The sequence below is a fragment of the Methylomonas koyamae genome, assembly GCF_001644025.1.
GTDB lineage: Bacteria > Pseudomonadota > Gammaproteobacteria > Methylococcales > Methylomonadaceae > Methylomonas > Methylomonas koyamae_A.
In genome coordinates this window covers 1-18,110 of sequence record NZ_LUUK01000197.1, presented here as the reverse complement: position 1 = coordinate 18,110, position 18,110 = coordinate 1, and the positions used below count along the sequence as shown (strand labels likewise).

16 protein-coding genes are annotated in these 18,110 nt (G+C 58.7%); 9 read left to right on the top strand and 7 right to left on the bottom strand.

Annotated features, from left to right (window positions below):
• Positions 1 to 70: 70 nt before the first annotated feature.
• Genes A1355_RS19265 through A1355_RS19250 form a run of 4 tightly spaced genes read right to left on the bottom strand, consistent with a single transcriptional unit; the run spans position 71 to position 2,091 of the window.
• Positions 71 to 691, bottom strand: a complete 621-nt coding sequence (locus tag A1355_RS19265; RefSeq protein ID WP_064030909.1) for a hypothetical protein — start codon at positions 689 to 691, stop codon at positions 71 to 73.
• Positions 688 to 1,071 (bottom strand): copper resistance CopC family protein, encoded by a 384-nt coding sequence (locus A1355_RS19260; RefSeq protein ID WP_231883729.1) that lies wholly within the window; start codon positions 1,069 to 1,071, stop codon positions 688 to 690. Before A1355_RS19260 ends, A1355_RS19265 begins: the two co-directional genes overlap by 4 nt.
• 20 nt (positions 1,072 to 1,091) lie before the next feature.
• Positions 1,092 to 1,496 carry a hypothetical protein gene (locus A1355_RS19255; RefSeq protein WP_064030907.1) on the bottom strand — a complete coding sequence of 135 codons (405 nt, stop codon included), beginning with the start codon at positions 1,494 to 1,496 and terminating at the stop codon, positions 1,092 to 1,094.
• A 16-nt stretch (positions 1,497 to 1,512) separates the two neighbouring features.
• Positions 1,513 to 2,091: a hypothetical protein gene (locus tag A1355_RS19250; RefSeq protein ID WP_064030906.1), complete on the bottom strand. Its 579-nt coding sequence runs from the start codon at positions 2,089 to 2,091 to the stop codon at positions 1,513 to 1,515.
• A gap of 111 nt (positions 2,092 to 2,202) precedes the next feature.
• Between A1355_RS19250 and nikR the strand changes: the two genes are divergently transcribed.
• The 3 genes from nikR (at position 2,203) to A1355_RS19235 (ending at position 6,449) form a co-directional block, all read left to right on the top strand.
• Positions 2,203 to 2,670 carry a nickel-responsive transcriptional regulator NikR gene (gene nikR / locus A1355_RS19245; protein WP_064030905.1) on the top strand — a complete coding sequence of 156 codons (468 nt, stop codon included), beginning with the start codon at positions 2,203 to 2,205 and terminating at the stop codon, positions 2,668 to 2,670.
• Positions 2,671 to 2,843: 173 nt separating this feature from the next.
• Entirely contained in the window at positions 2,844 to 4,130 is a 1,287-nt protein-coding gene (locus tag A1355_RS19240; protein WP_064030904.1) for a HupE/UreJ family protein, read from the top strand.
• Between the two features lie 144 nt (positions 4,131 to 4,274).
• Entirely contained in the window at positions 4,275 to 6,449 is a 2,175-nt protein-coding gene (locus A1355_RS19235; protein WP_231883728.1) for a TonB-dependent receptor, read from the top strand.
• A 391-nt stretch (positions 6,450 to 6,840) separates the two neighbouring features.
• Here the strand turns inward: A1355_RS19235 and A1355_RS19230 are convergent, their stop codons facing one another.
• From A1355_RS19230 to A1355_RS19220, 3 genes are all read right to left on the bottom strand, one after another.
• A complete protein-coding gene (locus tag A1355_RS19230; RefSeq protein WP_064030902.1) occupies positions 6,841 to 7,275 on the bottom strand; it encodes a hypothetical protein in 435 nt (144 codons plus the stop codon).
• Between the two features lie 187 nt (positions 7,276 to 7,462).
• A complete protein-coding gene (locus A1355_RS19225; protein ID WP_064030901.1) occupies positions 7,463 to 8,452 on the bottom strand; it encodes a zinc-dependent alcohol dehydrogenase family protein in 990 nt (329 codons plus the stop codon).
• Positions 8,449 to 10,029, bottom strand: coding sequence for an AAA family ATPase (locus A1355_RS19220; RefSeq protein WP_064030900.1), 1,581 nt, complete (start codon positions 10,027 to 10,029; stop codon positions 8,449 to 8,451). Before A1355_RS19220 ends, A1355_RS19225 begins: the two co-directional genes overlap by 4 nt.
• A 281-nt stretch (positions 10,030 to 10,310) precedes the next feature.
• On the opposite strand from A1355_RS19220, the gene A1355_RS19215 reads away from it, so the two are divergent.
• The 6 genes from A1355_RS19215 to A1355_RS19190 all read left to right on the top strand — a co-directional run bounded on the left by A1355_RS19215 (position 10,311) and on the right by A1355_RS19190 (position 17,705).
• Positions 10,311 to 11,138 (top strand): undecaprenyl-diphosphate phosphatase, encoded by an 828-nt coding sequence (locus A1355_RS19215; protein WP_064030899.1) that lies wholly within the window; start codon positions 10,311 to 10,313, stop codon positions 11,136 to 11,138.
• A gap of 45 nt (positions 11,139 to 11,183) precedes the next feature.
• Complete coding sequence (locus tag A1355_RS19210) at positions 11,184 to 12,167, top strand: calcium/sodium antiporter (RefSeq protein ID WP_064030898.1); 984 nt, start codon at positions 11,184 to 11,186, stop codon at positions 12,165 to 12,167.
• A gap of 2 nt (positions 12,168 to 12,169) precedes the next feature.
• A complete protein-coding gene (locus tag A1355_RS19205) occupies positions 12,170 to 14,848 on the top strand; it encodes an MMPL family transporter (protein WP_064030897.1) in 2,679 nt (892 codons plus the stop codon).
• 70 nt (positions 14,849 to 14,918) lie between these two features.
• Positions 14,919 to 15,764, top strand: coding sequence for a flagellar motor stator protein MotA (gene motA / locus A1355_RS19200; RefSeq protein WP_064030896.1), 846 nt, complete (start codon positions 14,919 to 14,921; stop codon positions 15,762 to 15,764).
• Between the two features lie 13 nt (positions 15,765 to 15,777).
• Entirely contained in the window at positions 15,778 to 16,713 is a 936-nt protein-coding gene (gene motB / locus A1355_RS19195; protein ID WP_064030895.1) for a flagellar motor protein MotB, read from the top strand.
• A gap of 236 nt (positions 16,714 to 16,949) precedes the next feature.
• Positions 16,950 to 17,705 carry a hypothetical protein gene (locus A1355_RS19190; RefSeq protein WP_064030894.1) on the top strand — a complete coding sequence of 252 codons (756 nt, stop codon included), beginning with the start codon at positions 16,950 to 16,952 and terminating at the stop codon, positions 17,703 to 17,705.
• Positions 17,706 to 18,110: the final 405 nt, after the last annotated feature.

The window sequence follows — 18,110 nt, the reverse complement described above, 5'->3', positions numbered from 1 at the left end:
GATAAGCGGTGGATGTCCCTGCCGTAGCGGGTTTTCGCGGTACCCTTGTCGGCCGGATGATGAGTGCGGGTCAGCCGGTCGAATCGGCCGGACGAGGTTTTAATAGGCGCGGCACAAAATAGGCCGCGCCGGCAATGGCTATGCCGACGGCGCCGATCAGAACGGATAGGCGGCTAGCGGGGCCGGTGCTTTCCACGGCTAGTCCGACCGTCAGCGGCATGTGCAGCGCGCCGACCTCGGGCGCGGTATTTAGATCGGTGTCGTCGACACTGAGTATCGCTTGGTATTTGCCGGGGGTTTTGAAATCCACGGTGGTGGTCAGCACGCCTTGCTTGGCGACCGTCATTGGTAGCTCGGCGATGATTTGGCCGTCCTCGCGTAGAATTTTCAAGGCTACCGGTTTCTTGCGGACGTCCAGGTCTAGCAAGTCGACGCTGAGCTGGGTCTTGCCGGTCGCCGGAATGTCCACGCATTCAGCTTGAGGTAAGGCCTTGCTGTCCTTGGCCTGGGTCGGGTCGAACTGATAGGCGGCAAAATTGACGACGTAGTAATCGTTGCTGAGCATGCAGCCGTACAGGTCGTAACTGCCGCCGGCACCCTTGCGGTTGCCGCCGAGCGGCACCGACGCCGCGGCTTGTTCGATGCCGCCCGCGCACAGGATGAGACCGAAAATCAGTCGAGCGCGATTCATGGATGTTTCTCCGGGGCGGATGGGGTTGCGGCGATCACGAATTTCGACACGCCGCTGACGATCAGGCCGTCTTCGGTAATCACCCGATAACGCATCGCGTAAGGGCCGGGCGGCAAGGGCTTGGTGGTGGCGGTTAATCGATGCCGTTCGCCGAGAACCAAGCGGGCATCGCCGTTGTCGACCCGCTGGCCGTTGCTATCGACGACAACGACCGAGGGCGAGCGACCGCCAACATTGCCGCTAAACCAAAATTTGACGGTGCCGTCGAACTCGCCGATTTCGGCGCCGTTCTTGGGATCGGATTTCAGCAGGATACCTTCGGCCTGGCTGGCGGTATTGATTGCTAGGCCGAGGATGGCGGCAAGCGTGTAGCGAAGCATGAGTTTTGTCCGCATGGCGGTTAAGGAAGGCCGAACCAGCTGGCGATAAACAACACGATGGGATCGGCGAGCGGATGAAAGAAGCCGAGGGTGATCATGGCCAAGCCAATTACGAACAGGCGCGTCCACGCTTGCAGGGCGAGGTCCTGTCTGCGCCACAGAAAATGCAGAATCAGCCAGCTGCCTAGCCAGACCCCGAGGGCCAGGGTTTCCTTGCCGGAATAGGAGCCTATACTGCCGTCCGGTCCGCTGCCGCGAGAGCCGGGTATCCAGTAGCCGTAACCGTGCACCCATTTATCCAGCGTTGGCGTCAGGCGCGAGATGTGGTGGGTGATCATCAAGGTTAAAAAAGCCAGCAGCAAGGACAGGCTGGCGGCGACGGCCGGGCCGGAATATGAGGTTCGGTTTTCGGTGGAGTCTGTCATGGTCGGCTCGTAAAGGTCAAACGAAGCGGAGTTTCGCCAGGATTAGGCCGGCCGCGAAACCCAGCAGCAGAAAACTCCAGGACACCAAGATCGTCACGCCGACAAAGCGGGCGACGTCGCGGCGTAGCGCGTTCGGCAGGCCGTAGTAATACAACAGAAAGGTGGCCGACAACATTAGCGGAAATGGAAACAGCGAAACGAATTCCTTGAATTCCATCAACACGTTGTGGAAGGCCGGCACCTGTTGCAATATCCAGTCGCGCGGACCGTGCTGGCCGCGATAGCGCATGTAGATCCAGTTGCCGCTAATCGCGCCTGCCAGATTTAGCAGTGTCGCGGTCAGCAGCCAATACCGCAGCGAGGTCTGATCGACAGGCAGTCCTCGGACCAGCGGCAGCGCGCGGTGGGTCAGATAGGTGCCGGCGACGACTGCCAATATCGCGCAGACGCCGTGCAGGCCGGCCTTCAGGCTGTAAGCGGTGGGATAAAAAAAGTTGGCGGCGGGCAGTAGCAGCAGCAATAGCAGTGCAATCGCCGCCTGGCCGCGAATCAAGATCTTGCTGAAATGATCGTGAGTGTAGGGGCCGGAGGACATTCAGGCTCCGTTGACGAGACAAGGCCGGCGTGTTTCCGGTTGCAGATCGGGCGCCGGTCGGCTTGGGTTATAATCGGGCGTTTCCGATAACAATAACGACAGGAGCCGGTCTTGGAACGATTTACCATTTCTTTGAGCGACGAATTGGCCGTTGAATTCGACCAATGGATAAGCGCTCGGGGTTACTCCAACCGCTCGGAAGCCGTGCGTGATTTGTTGCGCAAGGAAATCGAAACCAAGCGCCTGATCGAAGACGAAGCCATCTACAGCATCGCGACGCTTTCCTACGTTTACAACCATCACGAGCGGAATTTGTCCGAACGCCTGACCAGTCATCAACACGAGGCCCACGATTTGGTGGTGTCGTCGATGCACGTCCATCTGGACCACGACGATTGCCTGGAGACTTTGTTTTTGCGCGGCTTGACCCAGCGCATCCGCAGTTTCGCCGACAAACTTTCCGCCGAAACCGGCGTTAGGCATAGCGCGCTGAACTTGGTGCCGGTCAAACTGGCGGCCGTGCAGCATCAACATAGCCATCACGGGCAAACCCACACCCATTTCCATCCGCATAGTTGAAGGCGATACAGTTTTGGTGGCGCGTAAATCGAGCAGCAACATTCGATTACCGTAGCGATAGGATGTTTTTTTTAAAATTCATATTCGGAAAGCAGTATGATCTGCCGTATGATAGATTGTCAATTCATCCTACAAATATTTTTTAAGCCCTAACCACTCCCAGAGTATCTCCGATGTCGCCCACTACTCGCATAACCGCCGCCTATCGTCAGCGACCCGTGCTCGCGCGTTGGTTGGCGTTGGGCTTGTTGTCGGCGGTGGGCTTGGGGTTTTGGGCGGGGCCATTCGCCGGCGCCGACATCGGCGGCTGGAGCAGCGGCTTCAACCACCCCTGGAAGGGTTGGGATCATTTGGTGACGATGCTGGCCGTCGGTGTCTGGGCCGCGCAACTACGCGGCCGCGCCGTCTGGATGTTGCCGCTGGCCTTCGTCGGCGTGATGAGTTTAGGCGGTTTGGCCGGCGCGGCCGGGTTGGCGATTCCCAGCATGGAAGGGCTGATTTTGCTGTCCTGCGGGGTATTTGCGGTGTTGATTGGGCGGCGGGTCAGTTACGGCACGACTGTCAATCTGGCCATCGTGGCGTTTTTCGCTTTTTTCCACGGGCTTGCGCACGGCCAGGAAATTTCGGCTTCGGCAAGCTTATTGTCCTATACCGCAGGTTTCATGTTGGCGACCCTGCTGCTGCACGGCGCCGGCTTCCTGGTCGCCAAGCTGGCGGTGCTGGTTGCTGCCTTTCTGCTGACGGCCTGTTTCTCGAACATAGCGCTCGCAAAAGCCGCACCGCCTGCTTTCGCGGCCGAAAGCTTGGCAATCGAGGGCTTCGAGGCCGGGCATCTCCCGGCTTGGCAATCGGTCGAACGCGTGTCGGAGGCGGTGTCGGCATCGGCGCGGCGCGGCATGGCTCAAGCGGTGGCGGATTGCGAACTCCGTCGCGGATTAGCCGAAACCGCCGACGGTGGCGGGCGGCCCGAATCGGGTTTAGCCCTGATTGCGCCGGACGACGGCGGTTCCGCTCATATCCGCTTCAAGCATTTTTTTCCGAGCATTAATCACACGCCAGGCAAATCGCTGCTGAGTAACGGCGTCGGCCTGACTTCGCCGCCTGCCTTGCCCGTCGTTTCCGCTCGCTTCGTTTTTGCCCCGTTAGATACCTTCCCGCTTTTTCCCGCCGAAAACCACTGTTTTCGCGCAATGCTTGCCGTATCCGGCGGCCTTACCTTCGTAACATTTTCCGATAGCCGGTATCGCCCTGTCGATCTCCTGCCTGTCCCATCGCTGCGTTTCGCGACCGCGCCGGACCTAGCTTCTCGTAGTCCCGAAGCGCGTCGTATCGATGGTTTCCCAGTTTCGTTCGCGCCGGCTCATTTTCGACAAGTCGCCGCTCGCGTTAGCCAAACTCTGGCCGGTTCCGGCCAAGGTCAACACCAAAACCATAAAAATAACGAAATTTTCGACACTTGAGGAAGACGATGAAGCATTCGCAATCATTGGCGCCATGCGCCACCCATCGCGCCGGTCAGGATTGGCCGGCGTCAAATCTACATTCTCGGCAATATGCACGGAGCTGACATGAAGTGTTACAACAGAAAATTAGGAACAACCCGTTTGGCCATCGGACTGGAGTTGGTTTTAGGATTGGGTCTTGCCGAGCTCGGCTTCGCGGCGGAACCGGACCAGACCGTGCAAACCGCTGAGGCTGTGCCGGCGCGCGCCGAGCCGGCCAAACGCAAAGCCAAGGCCAAACAGGAGAAGATTGAAGAGATGGAAGCCGTCGAGGTCGAGGAACCCGGCCGCGCCAAGGATTTGATCGGCATTGCCGGATCGGCCTCGCAGGGCGAGGTCAGCCAAAAACAATTCGAGCATCGTCCGTTGTCCCGTAACGGCGAGCTGGTCGAAGTCATACCCGGGGCGGTCGCCACCCAGCACAGCGGTTCCGGTAAGGCCAATCAATATTTTCTGCGCGGATTCAACCTGGACCACGGCACCGACTTCACGACCTATGTGGACGGTATCCCGATGAACATGACCACCCACGCCCACGGTCAGGGCTATATGGACATCAACAGCATCATTCCCGAGTTGGTTAAGAAAGTCGAATACGGCAAGGGGCCTTACTACGCGGAAGTCGGCGACTTCTCGGCGGCCGGTTACGCCAAGATGTACACGATGGATAAATTGTCGCAAGGCATATTGAAATTCACCGCCGGCCAGTACGATTACTATCGGACCTTGGTCGCCGACTCGATGAAGCTGGGCGACGGCGACTTGCTGTATGCCGGCGAGTTCAACCTTTACAACGGCGTCTGGCAGGTGCCGGAAGATTCCAAGAAATTCAACGGCCAACTGCGCTATTCATTGGGCGGCGAAGATTGGGGGCTGGCCTTGAACGCCAAGGCGTATTCGAACAGTTGGACCGCGACCAACCAGATTCCGCAGGCGGCGGTCGACAACGGCGGCATCGGACTCTACGGCAGCATGGACCCGACCGACGGCGGCGAAACCAACCGTTACAGCGTTTCCAGCAGTTTTTGGAACCAAGGCAGCGACTGGAAAAACGATGCCAATCTGTACGTGTTGTACACCGACTTGAATTTGTATTCCAACTTCAGCGGTTTCACACGCGGTCCCGGCGGCGATCAAATCCTGCAAACCGAGCGCCGGGTGCAGACCGGCGGTCATTTCGAACATACCCGTTACAACAAATGGTTCGGCTTCGATATGGATAACAGCGTCGGCTTGCAATTCCGTAACGATCAGATCATGGGCCTGGGCTTGTACGAAACCGAAGCGCGCCAAATCGTCAATACCGTCAGCAAAAGTAATGTCGGCGTGACCACGATAGGCACTTATTTCAAGAACACGACCCACTGGCACGATAAAGTGCGAACGATTGCCGGCCTGCGCGGCGATTTCATCAATAACGACGTCGAGGTGTTGGATACCGGCAGCGGTTCGGCCAACGTGGCCGCCGCCAACTCCGGCAGTCGCGGCAAGGCGATGATCAGCCCGAAACTCAGCTTGGTGATCGGTCCCTGGTACAACACTGAGTATTTCTTCAATATCGGTTACGGCTACCATTCCAACGATGCCAGAGGCACGACGCTCAATTACGAGCCGACCAGCGGCGCCTTGCTATCGGGTTCCTCGGCGCGGATTACGCCGGCGGCGTGGTCGCGCGGCGGCGAGGCCGGCATCCGCAGCAATTTCATTCCCGGCTTGAACAGCACCTTCGCGTTGTGGTGGCTGGAGTCCAGCCAGGAGCTGGTGTTCGTCGGCGACGAAGGCACTACCGAGGTCAACGGCAAGTCGCACCGCTATGGTATCGAGTGGACCAACTACTACAAGCCGACCGATTGGCTGACGCTGGACGCCGACTATGCGTTGACCACGGCCCGTTTCGCCGAGCGGCCGGACGGCGCGACCGACAACTTCGTCCCCAACTCGGTTGGCCGGGTGATTAGCACCGGGATTACCGTCGAAGATCCGACCGGCAGCACCGGCTTGTTCGGCACGCTTCGCTTCCGCCACTTCGGCCACGTACCGCTGGACGAGTCCGGCACCTTTTGGGCCGGCGATACCAACATCGTCAATCTCGGCGCCGGTATCAAGCGCAAGCAATATAAATTGGAAATCGACGTGTTCAACCTGCTCGGCTCGCAAAGCAACGACATCGCCTACGCCTACGATTACAACTATCCCTACAATAATCCGGGCACCGGCATTTTGAAGCATCCGGTCGAGCCGCGCATGGTACGCGGCACCATCACGATCAACTTTTAGCGGGTCCCGGCCGCTCGGTCGAGTCTTGCGGATTCGGCTGGGGATGGTTGGGGAACCCGTTTCGTTGACACGGATGGTAGCCGCCGTTGAATAAGGCTTAAGCCGAGATTCCAAGTGGCGGCAGCAGTTTAAGCGCCGCCTACTTCGGTTAGCGGAGCCGCTGTCTCTATTCGTCGGTTATGCGGACTGTTCCGGTCGAACCGGCCGGACGGCCGTTTTGGCAAGGGCCGACGTAATTTCCGACTATCCGCTTAGCTATCGGCGGATGCGGGTCGGCTTAAAGCGGATCGATTGACGGCGAACGCCGTCGTTGGGGAGCTTGAACAACCGTTCGCCCGGTTTAATGTCGGGCAAACGGTTAAAGCGGGGGGATTGCGGCCAGACCGACGTTTTAGTCCTTCAAGCCGCTGATGCCGTCCAAGGACCAGTTTTCGATGTCGGCCGCGTCGGAGGTATCGTCGCCCTTGGTGTATTGAATGCGGCAAGCGTAGTGACGCAGTACCGGAGCGGTGTCCTTGCCGCTGATCTCGACATCGGCGTTGACGATGTATTCGTAATTGCCCAAGCTCCAGACGTTGGTGGGTTGGCCGGCGAAATTAAAATTCTGATCTTCGTCCGCGTCGGCCTTGATGTAGTTGTTGCAGTGCGCAAAGGCTACCGCGGTCATATCGTTGCTGACCGGCATCGGGTTGGCGGCGTCCTTGCTTTCGACCAAGAACAGGTCGGATGCGGCGATATCGTACATAAAGGGCAGGAAGAATTTGATTTGGATCGCCAGCAAGCCCGCGAGGCAGGCGGCGAAAATGATGATTTTCTTTTTGTTCATGGCTCTTGAATAGTAATAGTTATTATCGTGAAGGCGGGAGCGTGATTTTAGCAAAGTTGGCCCTTGCTAGGAAATGCGGTTATCCGGCCGCTAATTTACCCGGAAATCGCGCTTAGCCAAGCGCCAAACGAAAATTTCGGCGAAGTCGGGAATAGCTGGTTTATAGGCCGTGATTGGTTGAAACGGTTCAATCCGGCATCGTCAATACCGCCGCGCCTTGAATGCATCCGGCTCTCAAGCTAGCCAACGCTAGGTTCGCATCGCCGAGCGCAAAGGTTTCCACGCTGGTGCGTACGCCGGCGCGCGGCGCGATCTCGAAAAATGCCTCGCCGTCCTGGCGGGTCAGGTTGGCGATCGACTGAATGCTGCGTTCGCCCCACAAGATCGAATACGGAAACGCCGGGATCTCGCTCATATGGATGCCCGCGCAAACCACCCGGCCGCCCTTGACCGTATGTGCCAGGGCTTGTGGTAGTAACGCGCCGACCGGCGCGAACAGGATGGCCGCGTCCATGGCGCGCGGCGGCGCGCTATTCGAGTCGCCGGTCCAGGACGCGCCCAATTGCCGGGCAAAGCGCTGGCCCGCGTCGTCGCCGGGCTTGGTGAACGCAAACAAGCTGCGGCCCTGCCAGACCATCACCTGGCTGATGATGTGGGCGGCGGCTCCGAAGCCGTAAATGCCGACCGTTTCGGCATCGCCGGCCGCGACCAGCGCCCGGTAACCGATCAAGCCGGCGCACAACAACGGCGCGGCTTCGGCGTCGCTGTAATCGTCCGGCAGCGCGAAGCAATAATGCTGGTCGGCCACCGCGTATTGCGCATAGCCGCCGTCCAGTGTGTATCCGGTGAAGCGAGCCTGGTCGCACAGATTTTCCCGTCCGCCGAGGCAATACCGACAGTGGCCGCAGGTCTGGCCCAGCCACGGCACGCCCAGGCGCTGGCCGATCGCGAAACGTTCTACGCTGGCGCCCTTGGCAACGACCCGGCCGACGATTTCGTGGCCGGGGATCAATCCCGGTTTCGGCTCGGTCAGTTCGCCGTCGACGATATGCAGATCGGTGCGGCAAACGCCGCAAGCGCTGACTTTCAATAACACTTGTTCGGCGCCGCATTCCGGAATATCCCGCTCGGCGGCCCGGAGCGGCAGGCCGGGACGGTCGAAAATCATGGCTTTCATGGTTGGGTCGCCTCCGGGTTCAGTAAAGTCCGCAGCCTGGCGGATAAGGTTTCGGGGAGCTGTGGTGGGGTGGTGTCGTTGCGGCAGACCAGCGTATGTTCGAGCTCGGTGTCGGTCAGGGCCTCGGCGGAGGCGCTGAGATGGGCCAGCACCGTCGGATCGGCTTCGGAAGCGTCGCCGCCTGTTGTCAGGCGCCGTTCGATGCGGCTGCGCGCCAGGCTGGTTTCCGCCGTCACCGCAACGATCATGAAGGCGGCGCCGAGTTCGGCGGCCAGATCGCGAAACGCTCGGCGTTGCTCCAGTTTCAAAAATGCGGCGTCGACGATGACCGGGTAGCCCAGCCGCAGCAACGCGCCGGCCGTGTCGGCAAGTTTGACGTATGTTTGCCGGCCGGCTTCGGCCGCGTACAGGCCGGCGTCGAGCCCGGAACCGCTGGCCTGGGTGGGACTTAAGCCGAACAGGCGTTTGCGCTCGACATCGGACCGCAGCCGGATCAGGCCGAAACCTTCCAGTAACAGCTGCGAAATCGCGGTCTTACCGCAGCCCGGCAGGCCGTGCGTGATCAGCAGTACCGGCCGCCGCCGCCGCAGACTGGCTTCGGCCAACTTAAGGTAGGCGTGGCATTCGGACTGGTGGATCGGGTCGCCGCTTGGTTCTGCGCGGAACGCGGCGATTTTGGCGCGCACCGTGGCCCGGTAGCTTAAGTAAAAACGCAGCACGGCCAAGCCGGGGTAATCGCCGCCGGTTTCCAGGTAGCGGTTCAGAAACCGGTAGGCCAGATCGGCGCGGCCGCGATGCAGCAAGTCCATAACCAAAAACGCGCTGTCGTTGATCGTGTCTATCCAGCGCAGTTCGGGGGCGAATTCAATGCCGTCGAAGGCGACCGGCCGGTCGCGCAGCAACACGATATTGCCCAGATGCAGGTCGCCGTGACATTCGCGAATCCGGCCGGCTTGGCGGCGGCGCGGCCACAGCGCGGCGTCGGCGGCGAATTCGGCCGCGCTGGCGGCCGCCAGCTGGGTTAGATCGGCGAATTCCCGGCCCGCCGCCGTTTCGGCCAACTGTTGGAAATTCTGCCGGGCTGGCCCGGCGACGGCGTCCGGCGTGCCGAATGCGGATGTTGCCGGCGCGGGCGGCAGGCCGTCGTGGAATTGGGCGATGATGTCGGCTAGATGATCGATGTGCGTCGGCGTGAGCCGATTTTGATTCAGCAACTCATCCAATAGTCTGCCGGTGCCGAAGCGGCGCATCTTTACCGCGTATTCCACCGTTGGGCTCAGGCCAAAGCCGGGGTTTCCCGGCGTGCCGCCCAGCGTCACCACGTCCAAGTAAAGCGATTTCGCCAGGCGTCGGTTCAGGCGCAACTCTTCTCGGCAGAAAAACTCGCGTTGCGCCAAGTCGGTGAAATTCAAGAATCCGAAATCGACCGGCTTCTTGATTTTATAGGCGTAGCGCCCGGCCAGAACGACCCACGAGATATGGGTTTCCAGAATCGCTACCCGTTTGACCGGATGCGGGTACATCGCCGGATTCAGCAAGGCGGCGATCAGCGGCGGGTATTCGCGGGTAGCGTTCATGGATTGCCTCGGAAGCGGCCGACGCCGCATTCTGGCAGATCGGCGGGCGCCGCGCAAAGTCGCGGCACCGCGAATTCGCCGCTCGGGTCCACCGGGTCGCCAAATCTGGAAACGCACGGCCGGCGCGGCGGAGCAGCCGTGCTGACTCGCCGCGGAGTTTTCGACTATAATTCCGCCGCATTTGCGTGGCTTTTTTAAAGTCGTTTGTCGTCTTTCGATACATCCCTTCCACATGCTGATAGCCTTTCTAGCGTCGACAAGGCGCGGAGCCTGATTAAACCATGGACATTACCCTGCTCATCAAATCCCTGATTCTCGGCGTCGTCGAAGGGTTGACCGAATTTCTACCGATTTCCAGTACCGGCCATTTGATTTTGGCCGGCGATCTGCTGGACTTTAACGACGACAAGGCCAAACTGTTCACGATCGTGATTCAGGTGGGCGCCATCCTGGCCATTTGCTGGGAATATCGAGCTAAGATCGTTTCGGTATTCGCCGGTCTGGCGACCGAGCGAACTTCGCAGAAATTCGTGTTGAACCTGGCGATCGCCTTTATGCCGCTGGCGGTGCTGGGCTTGTTGTTCGGCAAGCAAATCGAGGCGGTGTTGTTCCGGCCGGTGCCGGTGGCGTTGGCCTTTATCGTCGGCGCCCTGGTCATCATTTGGGCCGAGAAGCGCGAACATAAGGTGAGGGTCGAGAGCGTCGACGAGCTTAGGCCGCTGGATGCGTTGAAGCTGGGTTTGGCCCAAGCCTTTGCGTTGATTCCCGGCACATCCCGGTCCGGCGCGACCATTATCGGCGGTTTGTTGTTCGGTTTGTCGCGCAAGGCGGCGACCGAGTTTTCGTTTTTTCTGGCGATTCCGACCTTGACCGCGGCCAGCGCCTACAAACTCTACAAATTTCGCGACTTGCTGAAAACCGACGGCGACGTGGCCTTGATCGGCGTCGGCATGATCGCGGCGTTTTTCAGCGCCCTGCTGGCGGTGAAGGGCTTGCTGCGTTACATCAGTCACCACGATTTCATCATTTTCGCTTGGTACCGGATCGTGTTCGGTATCGTCGTCATCGCCACCGCCTATGGCGGCTGGGTCAACTGGACCGTCGATTGATCGGTCGTGTCCTTGGTTTTAATGTTTGCTTTATAAGGGTAGTTTATGGCTTTGCCGTTGTTGATGATAGTCATCGGGCTGATCGTATTGGTTTGGAGCGCCGATTTGTTCGTGGAAGGCGCGGCGGCGCTGGCGAGGTTTTGGGGCATGTCGCCGTTGCTGATCGGCATGGTCGTTATCGGCTTCGGCACCTCGGCGCCGGAACTGAGCGTGTCGGCCTTATCGGCCTTGCAAGGCAATCCGGGCATCGCGCTGGGTAACGCCTACGGTTCCAACATCACCAACATTGCGTTGATTTTGGGCGTGACCGCGTTGATCAGTCCCATCGTGGTTCAGTCGCAAATCATCAAGAAGGAATTGCCGATTCTGTTCTGCGTGACCTTGTTTGCGTTCGGCCAGCTTTACGACGGCGACATGTCGCGTAGCGATGCCTTCCTGGAATTGGCGGTATTCGCGGCGGTGATGGGCTGGATGGTGTGGCAAAGCGCCAAGGACCCATCCCGGCAGGCCGATGTGTTGGAAAGCGAAATCGAAGACGAGTTGGACGAACACCGGATGTCGTTTGCTCAAGCCATGATTTGGTTGGTCAGCGGTTTGATTTTGTTGGTGATCAGTTCGCGCTTGCTGGTGTGGGGCGCGGTGTCGATCGCCCACGATTTGGGCGTCAGCGATTTGATTATCGGCTTGACCATCGTCGCGGTCGGCACTTCGCTGCCGGAGTTGGCCTCGTCTATCGTCGCGGCTCGCAAGGGCGAGCACGACTTGGCGGTCGGCAACATCATAGGGTCCAACTTGTTCAATACCCTGGCCGTGGTCGGCTTGGCCGGCGCGATTCATCCGATGGCGATTCCGGTCGAAATCGTCAATCGCGATTGGCCGGTCATGGCTTTGCTAACGTTGTCGCTGTTCGCGCTCGGTTACGCCGGCAAACGCGGCTCGGGTCGTATCAACCGGGTCGAGGGCGGCTTGTTGCTGGCCGTTTACGTCGGTTATACCTTGTACCTGATCGAAACCGTGGTGAGCGCTTGAATATGAACTGGGAACAAGGTTTGCGCAACGCGGTGTTCCGCTGGGGCAATTGGCTGATGTATTCGCCGGGGCTGCTGTTGACGGTGGCGGTGCTGTTGGCCTATTGCGCGATCGAATACACCAGCACGCATTTGAGCGTGAATACCGATACCGCCGAGTTGATCGCGCCGGAGTCGCGGTTTCAGCAAAATCGCCGCAATTTCGAGAAGGCCTTCGGTCAGGAAATTCATACGATGCTGCTGGTGGTCGAGTCCACCAGCCCGGAATTGACCAAGGCCGCCGCCGCGCGTTTGGCGCGTCAATTGCGGTCCGACACCGAGCATTTCACCAAGGTTTACCGGCCCGACGAAAACGCGTTTTTCCAACGCAACGGCTTGCTCTATCTGGATACCGACAAGCTACAGGATTTTTCGGTCACCTTGGCCCAGGCCCAGCCCTTCATCGGCCGAATTTCCACCGATCCCAGCCTGACCGGGTTTTTCTCGATTTTCGAGGACGCGCTGAACGCCGAAACCAAGACCGAGGAAGTGCCCATCGACCTGGTTTCATTGATCGACAAGGTCAGCAACTCTCTGCACAAAACCCTGAACGGCGAAACCGACCTGCTGTCCTGGCAAAAATTGATCGCCGAAAACAAGATCAGCGAAGAGCAATCGGACAAGGCCTTCATCTTCGTTACGCCTAAATTCGATTTCAGCCAGATTCTGCCGGTCGAGCCGGCCATCAACACGATACGCCGGGCGGTAGACAAGATCCAGGACCCCAATCTGCCCAAGGTCAAGGTTTGGATCACCGGCGAAGTCGGCCTGGAACACGACGAAATGGCCGGCATGAGCGAAGGCACGTTCACGGCCAGCATCTTCTCGGTGGTGTTGGTGTGCGGCATCTTGCTGGTGGCTTACCGCTCCTGGCTGCTGATGTTGGCGACGCTGGCGACGCTGGCCTTGGGCATGGTGTTTTGCGGATTGTTCGCGTCGGTCGCGGTCAAGCAACTCAACCTGATTTCGGTGGCCTTCGCGGTGTCGAACATCGGCTTGGGCGTTGAATACGCGATCCATTTCTGCCTGCGCTACCGCGACAATCTGGACCTGCACGGCAAGGACAAGACCCAGGCGATACGCTCGGCGCTGCTGGCGACCAGTCCGTCGCTGATGCTGTGCGCCGGCACGACCTCGATCGGTTTGTACGCCTTTATTCCGACCGACTACCAAGGCATCTCGGAATTGGGTTTGTTGGCCGGTACCAGTTTGTTCATCTGTTTGTTCGTGACGCTGACGGTCTTGCCGGTCTTGCTGAAAGTCATTCCGGCGCCGCCGTTCCACGATCTGCACGGCGAACAACCCGGCGCCTCCAAGCTGTCCGCCAGCTTGGCAACCTTTACGCTGCATTACGCCAAGCCTATCGCGTTCGCGACGCTGGTTCTGGCGGCGGCCGCGATTTATTTCGTCTTCCAGGTGCAGACCGATTTCAATCCCTTGAATTTGCGCGACCCGAATACCGAATCGGTCATCGCCTTTAAGGATTTGATGAAGGAGCGCGATACCTCGCCGATGACGCTGACCGTGCTGGCCAAGAACGAAGCCGAGGCCCGCGACATGCAAAAGAAATTGACCGCGCTGAAAACCGTCGACAAGACCGTCAGTCTGTTCGATTTCGTGCCGGAGGATCAGGACGATAAATTGGCGATCATCGACGACATGGTGCTGACCTTGGGGCCGCAAAGCCAATCTTTTCCGCAATTGAAAGTCGGCTCCGATCCGCTGCCGGCCATCAAGCGAATGATTGCGGCGATCGACGCCAATTTGCCGAAGAAGACCAAACCCGCCGAAATCGAGTCGCTAAAAACCTTTAAAAGCGAGTTGCAAGACGTGTTGGTCGAGCTGGATGCCCGCTTGCAGCCCGATCGGGGCGTGTTTATCGAAAAAATTCAGACATCGCTGCTGGGGACCTTGCCGACCGTGATGAACCAGTTGCTGACCGGCTTTCACGCCGAATCGGTGACGATGGCCAGCATTCCGCCGGAAATCGGCGAACGCTGGCTGAGCAAGGATGGGCTGTACCGGATTCAGATTTTCCCGAAGGAAGACTTGAACGATCTCGACGCTTTGCAAACCTTTATCACCGACGTGCAGGCCGTCGCGCCCGACGCCACCGACCTGCCGGTGATGTATTGGGAGTCGATGAAGGCCGTGATCGCTTCGTTCCAGGAAGCCATCATCATCGCATTGACCGCCATCGCGTTGCTGCTATTGTTTATTCGGCGCAGCATCGTCGATACGCTGCTGGTCATGGCGCCGCTGGTCTTGGCCGGCTTGTTCACGATGGCGACCACCGTGTTTACCGGCACGCCGATCAACTTCGCCAATATCATCGCGCTGCCTTTATTAATGGGCTTGGGTGTCGATAACGGAATACACATGGTCGAGAAACTGCACCACTCCTTGTCCGAGGAGCAAAACATTTATCAGTCCAGTACCGCCCGCGGCATGTTCTACGGTGCGTTGACGACGATTTCCAGCTTCATCGGTCTGGCGTTTTCGCCGCATCAAGGCATCGCCAGCATGGGTTTGGTCATCACGATAGGCATTTTTTGGATCATGACCTGCACCTTCGTGGTGTTGCCGGCCCTCAGCAAATTGGTGTTGAAACCGGTCGAACCGCTGCCGGCGCCATCGGTTTAGCGGGGCGAGGCCAACGCGTAGCCGGCAAAATCCATCGCTTGAATGTTCTAGTTAACTTTTAGGGGCAACAATGTTCGTAATCATTGGTTATGTAATCATCCTGGGCTGCGTACTGGGTGGTTTCTTGATGGCCGGCGGACATCTCGGGGTGCTGTGGCAGCCGGTCGAGGTGTTGATCATCGTCGGTTCGGCGTTTGGCGCCTTCCTGGCCAGCAACTCGCTGACGGTCAGCAAGGCGGCCATGGCCGGCGGTACCGCCACCTTGAAGGGCAGCACCTATACCAAGGAATATTACATGGAGCTGCTGATGAGCTTTAACGCGCTGAGTCAAAAAGCCCGTAAGGAAGGCTTGTTATCCCTGGAAAAAGTCGTGGACGATCCGGAAGGCAGCTCGATCTTCGGCGAAAAAATCGTCCACGACCATCATTTGATGGAATTCATTTGCGACAAACTGCGCTTGATCCTGACCGGCGTCGACGTCAATCAGCTCGAGGACATCATGGATGCCGAGATCGAAGTCCATCATGCCGAAGGCAACGAACCGATCAAGGCCGTCCAAAAAGTCGGCGACGGCATGCCGGCCTTCGGTATCGTCGCGGCGGTGATGGGGGTGGTGCATACGATGGAGTCGGTCGGTATTCCGCCGGCCGAGCTGGGTAAATTGATCGCGGCGGCCTTGGTCGGTACCTTTCTCGGTATCTTGGTGTCTTACGGCTTTATCGGCCCGGTGGCGTCGGTCATGGAAGCCCGCCTGGAAGAAGAGAGCAATGCCTACAAATGCACCCAGAAGGGCTTGCTGAATTGCGCGAAAGGCACGTCGCCGGCCATGACCGTCGAATTTATGCGGACCACGATTCCGCACCACTCTCGGCCCGACTTTGCCGAACTCGAAGCGGCCTTGAAAGCCGGCAAGTAAAGGGTAATCCGCGATGGCCGAACAACCGATAATCATCAAGAAGGTCAAGAAAGGCGGTCACGGCGGCCACCACGGCGGCGCCTGGAAAATCGCCTATGCCGACTTCGTGACGGCGATGATGGCGTTTTTCTTGTTGATGTGGTTGCTGGGTTCGACCGACGAAGCCACCAAGAAAGGGATTTCCGAGTATTTCCAAAACCCGTTCGGCGTGGCGATGAGCGGTTCCGGCGTCGGCGACCGCGCCAACATCATCAAGGCCGGCGGCTCGGATTTGGCCTCCAAGGATGTCGGTCAGGTTCACATGGGCGAGGACAAGCCGCCACCGCCGGCGCCGCCTTCGCCCGAGGACATCGAAAAACTGGCCGAGGAACAGGAAAAGCAAAAGCTGGAAAAATTGCAGGAAAAAATCGAATCCATGCTGGATGCCAACGCCAAACTGGCCGAATACAAGGATCAAATCAAACTGGAAACCACGCCGGAAGGCCTGAAAATCCAGATCATCGATGCCCAAAACCGGCCGATGTTCAAGCTGGCCAGTTCCGGGATTGAAACCTATGCTCAGGCCATCCTGCGCGAATTGGCGCCGGTGATCAACGAACTGCCCAATAAGGTGACGATCAACGGTCACACCGACGCCTTGCCGTTTCCCAGCAACCGGAGCGGCTATTCCAACTGGGAGCTGTCCAGCGATCGGGCCAACGTGGCGCGCCGGGAGCTGACCCAAGGGGGGCTGGGCGAGGAGAAGGTACTGCGGGTGGTGGGGCTGGCATCGAGTATTTCCTACAACGTGCAAGACCCGACCGATCCGATGAATCGGCGTATTTCGATCATCGTTATGAACAAGAAGACCGAAAACCAGGTGCTGCACGACGGCGCGGAGGACCTGCCGGCCTTGCAAAATGTATCTCCGGCGATACAGCAAAATACCAAGATCGGGCCGACTTCCTGACGGCCGAACGGATTTTCGTCCCGAAGTATGAAAAGAGGGGCGAAGCGACTTCAGCCGGGATCGAAGACGTTCCGGCGCCGAACCGTGTATTGCAACGGATTTTTAGGGCCACCCGTTATGACGCCGCTGCATCGCCCCGGAAAATGAAGCTTCGTGCCGAAGAACAACACCCAATTTCGACAAAGCGTCGTTCCCGTCCTGACTTTCCACGCGAAATCCGGCTGAAGTAGGTCGCAATGCAATGGCTCAAAGCTCTGGCCTGCCAAGCCGCCGCACTCGTCCTGACCGCTTCGTTAAATCGCTATTGGCCGCAACCGCTAGGCTGGCTGTTACTGATCCAGGCCGGCGCCGCCGGGCTATTCTCCCGCCTGCTTCGCCAACCCAAGTGGTGGTTGCCTATCCATTTGGTCTTCCTGCCGGCGCTGGTACTCGCTACGACTCTACAATTGTCGCCGGTCTGGTACTTGGCCGGATTTTTGGTCATGCTGCTGGTGTTTTGGGGGACGTTTCGCGGCGACGTGCCGCTGTTCTTGTCCTCGCCGGCCGTGGCGCTGGCGCTGGCGGACATTGCAAAAACAGAGGGGGCGAAAACCTGCGTCGAAATCGGCGCGGGCGTCGGTAGCGTCGCGCTGCCGCTGGCGCGGCAGTGTCCCAAACTGAGGATTGCCGCCTGGGAGCGAGCGCCACTGCCCTGGCTGCTGGCCCGCTGGCGCTGCCGACATCAGTCCAATGTCGCGGTCCAACGTTGCAATCTCTGGCAACAATCCTTGGCCGAATACGACTTGGGTTACGCCTTTCTGTCCCCGGCCGTGATGATCCAAATCGGCGGCAAAGTCCGCGCCGAAATGCGCCCCGGCAGCCTGTTCGTTTCCTCATCGTTCCCGATTCCGGATTGGCCGCCAGAAACCGTCGTCGAACTCGCCGATCCTCGCCGCACCCGCCTATACTGCTACCGCCTGCCCGAGCTTGGTGGACCGGGAGGAGTAACATAAACGGTGAGTTACGCCGATGTCGTTATAGAGCCGCGCTGAATTTTGGGGATGGCGGGTTTCGACTGATAGGAGACAACCGACAGGGCTTATCCAATGACCGGGGGCGAGTCAATTGCCGACAGTAGGATGGGTAGAGCGAAGTGAAACCCATCAAACGAAATGCCCCGATAAATCAGATACGACATTCTTCATTTCATGATTTCGTCAAACGCGGCATTCTCCCGGCAAATTGGGCGGGCGGCATCTATACTGAATTGGATTTGGCGTAGTCGATGGTGTTTTTGATGGGTTTCGGCTAGCGCCTCTACCCATCCTTGTATGAGCTAAATTTTGGGGATGGTGGGTTTCGATCCAAGTCGAAAGTTCGTGTGTTTATCTTGAATGCCGGTTTAAAATTTAAATCAG

Coding starts and splice junctions, on each gene's coding strand:
- A1355_RS19265 (WP_064030909.1), bottom strand. CDS start 691: ATGAATCGCGCTCGACTGATTTTCGGTCTCATCCTGTGCGCGGGCGGC.
- A1355_RS19260 (WP_231883729.1), bottom strand. CDS start 1,071: ATGCTTCGCTACACGCTTGCCGCCATCCTCGGCCTAGCAATCAATACC.
- A1355_RS19255 (WP_064030907.1), bottom strand. CDS start 1,496: ATGACAGACTCCACCGAAAACCGAACCTCATATTCCGGCCCGGCCGTC.
- A1355_RS19250 (WP_064030906.1), bottom strand. CDS start 2,091: ATGTCCTCCGGCCCCTACACTCACGATCATTTCAGCAAGATCTTGATT.
- A1355_RS19240 (WP_064030904.1), top strand. CDS start 2,844: ATGTCGCCCACTACTCGCATAACCGCCGCCTATCGTCAGCGACCCGTG.
- A1355_RS19230 (WP_064030902.1), bottom strand. CDS start 7,275: ATGAACAAAAAGAAAATCATCATTTTCGCCGCCTGCCTCGCGGGCTTG.
- A1355_RS19225 (WP_064030901.1), bottom strand. CDS start 8,452: ATGAAAGCCATGATTTTCGACCGTCCCGGCCTGCCGCTCCGGGCCGCC.
- A1355_RS19220 (WP_064030900.1), bottom strand. CDS start 10,029: ATGAACGCTACCCGCGAATACCCGCCGCTGATCGCCGCCTTGCTGAAT.
- A1355_RS19215 (WP_064030899.1), top strand. CDS start 10,311: ATGGACATTACCCTGCTCATCAAATCCCTGATTCTCGGCGTCGTCGAA.
- A1355_RS19210 (WP_064030898.1), top strand. CDS start 11,184: ATGGCTTTGCCGTTGTTGATGATAGTCATCGGGCTGATCGTATTGGTT.
- A1355_RS19205 (WP_064030897.1), top strand. CDS start 12,170: ATGAACTGGGAACAAGGTTTGCGCAACGCGGTGTTCCGCTGGGGCAAT.
- motA (WP_064030896.1), top strand. CDS start 14,919: ATGTTCGTAATCATTGGTTATGTAATCATCCTGGGCTGCGTACTGGGT.
- motB (WP_064030895.1), top strand. CDS start 15,778: ATGGCCGAACAACCGATAATCATCAAGAAGGTCAAGAAAGGCGGTCAC.
- A1355_RS19190 (WP_064030894.1), top strand. CDS start 16,950: ATGCAATGGCTCAAAGCTCTGGCCTGCCAAGCCGCCGCACTCGTCCTG.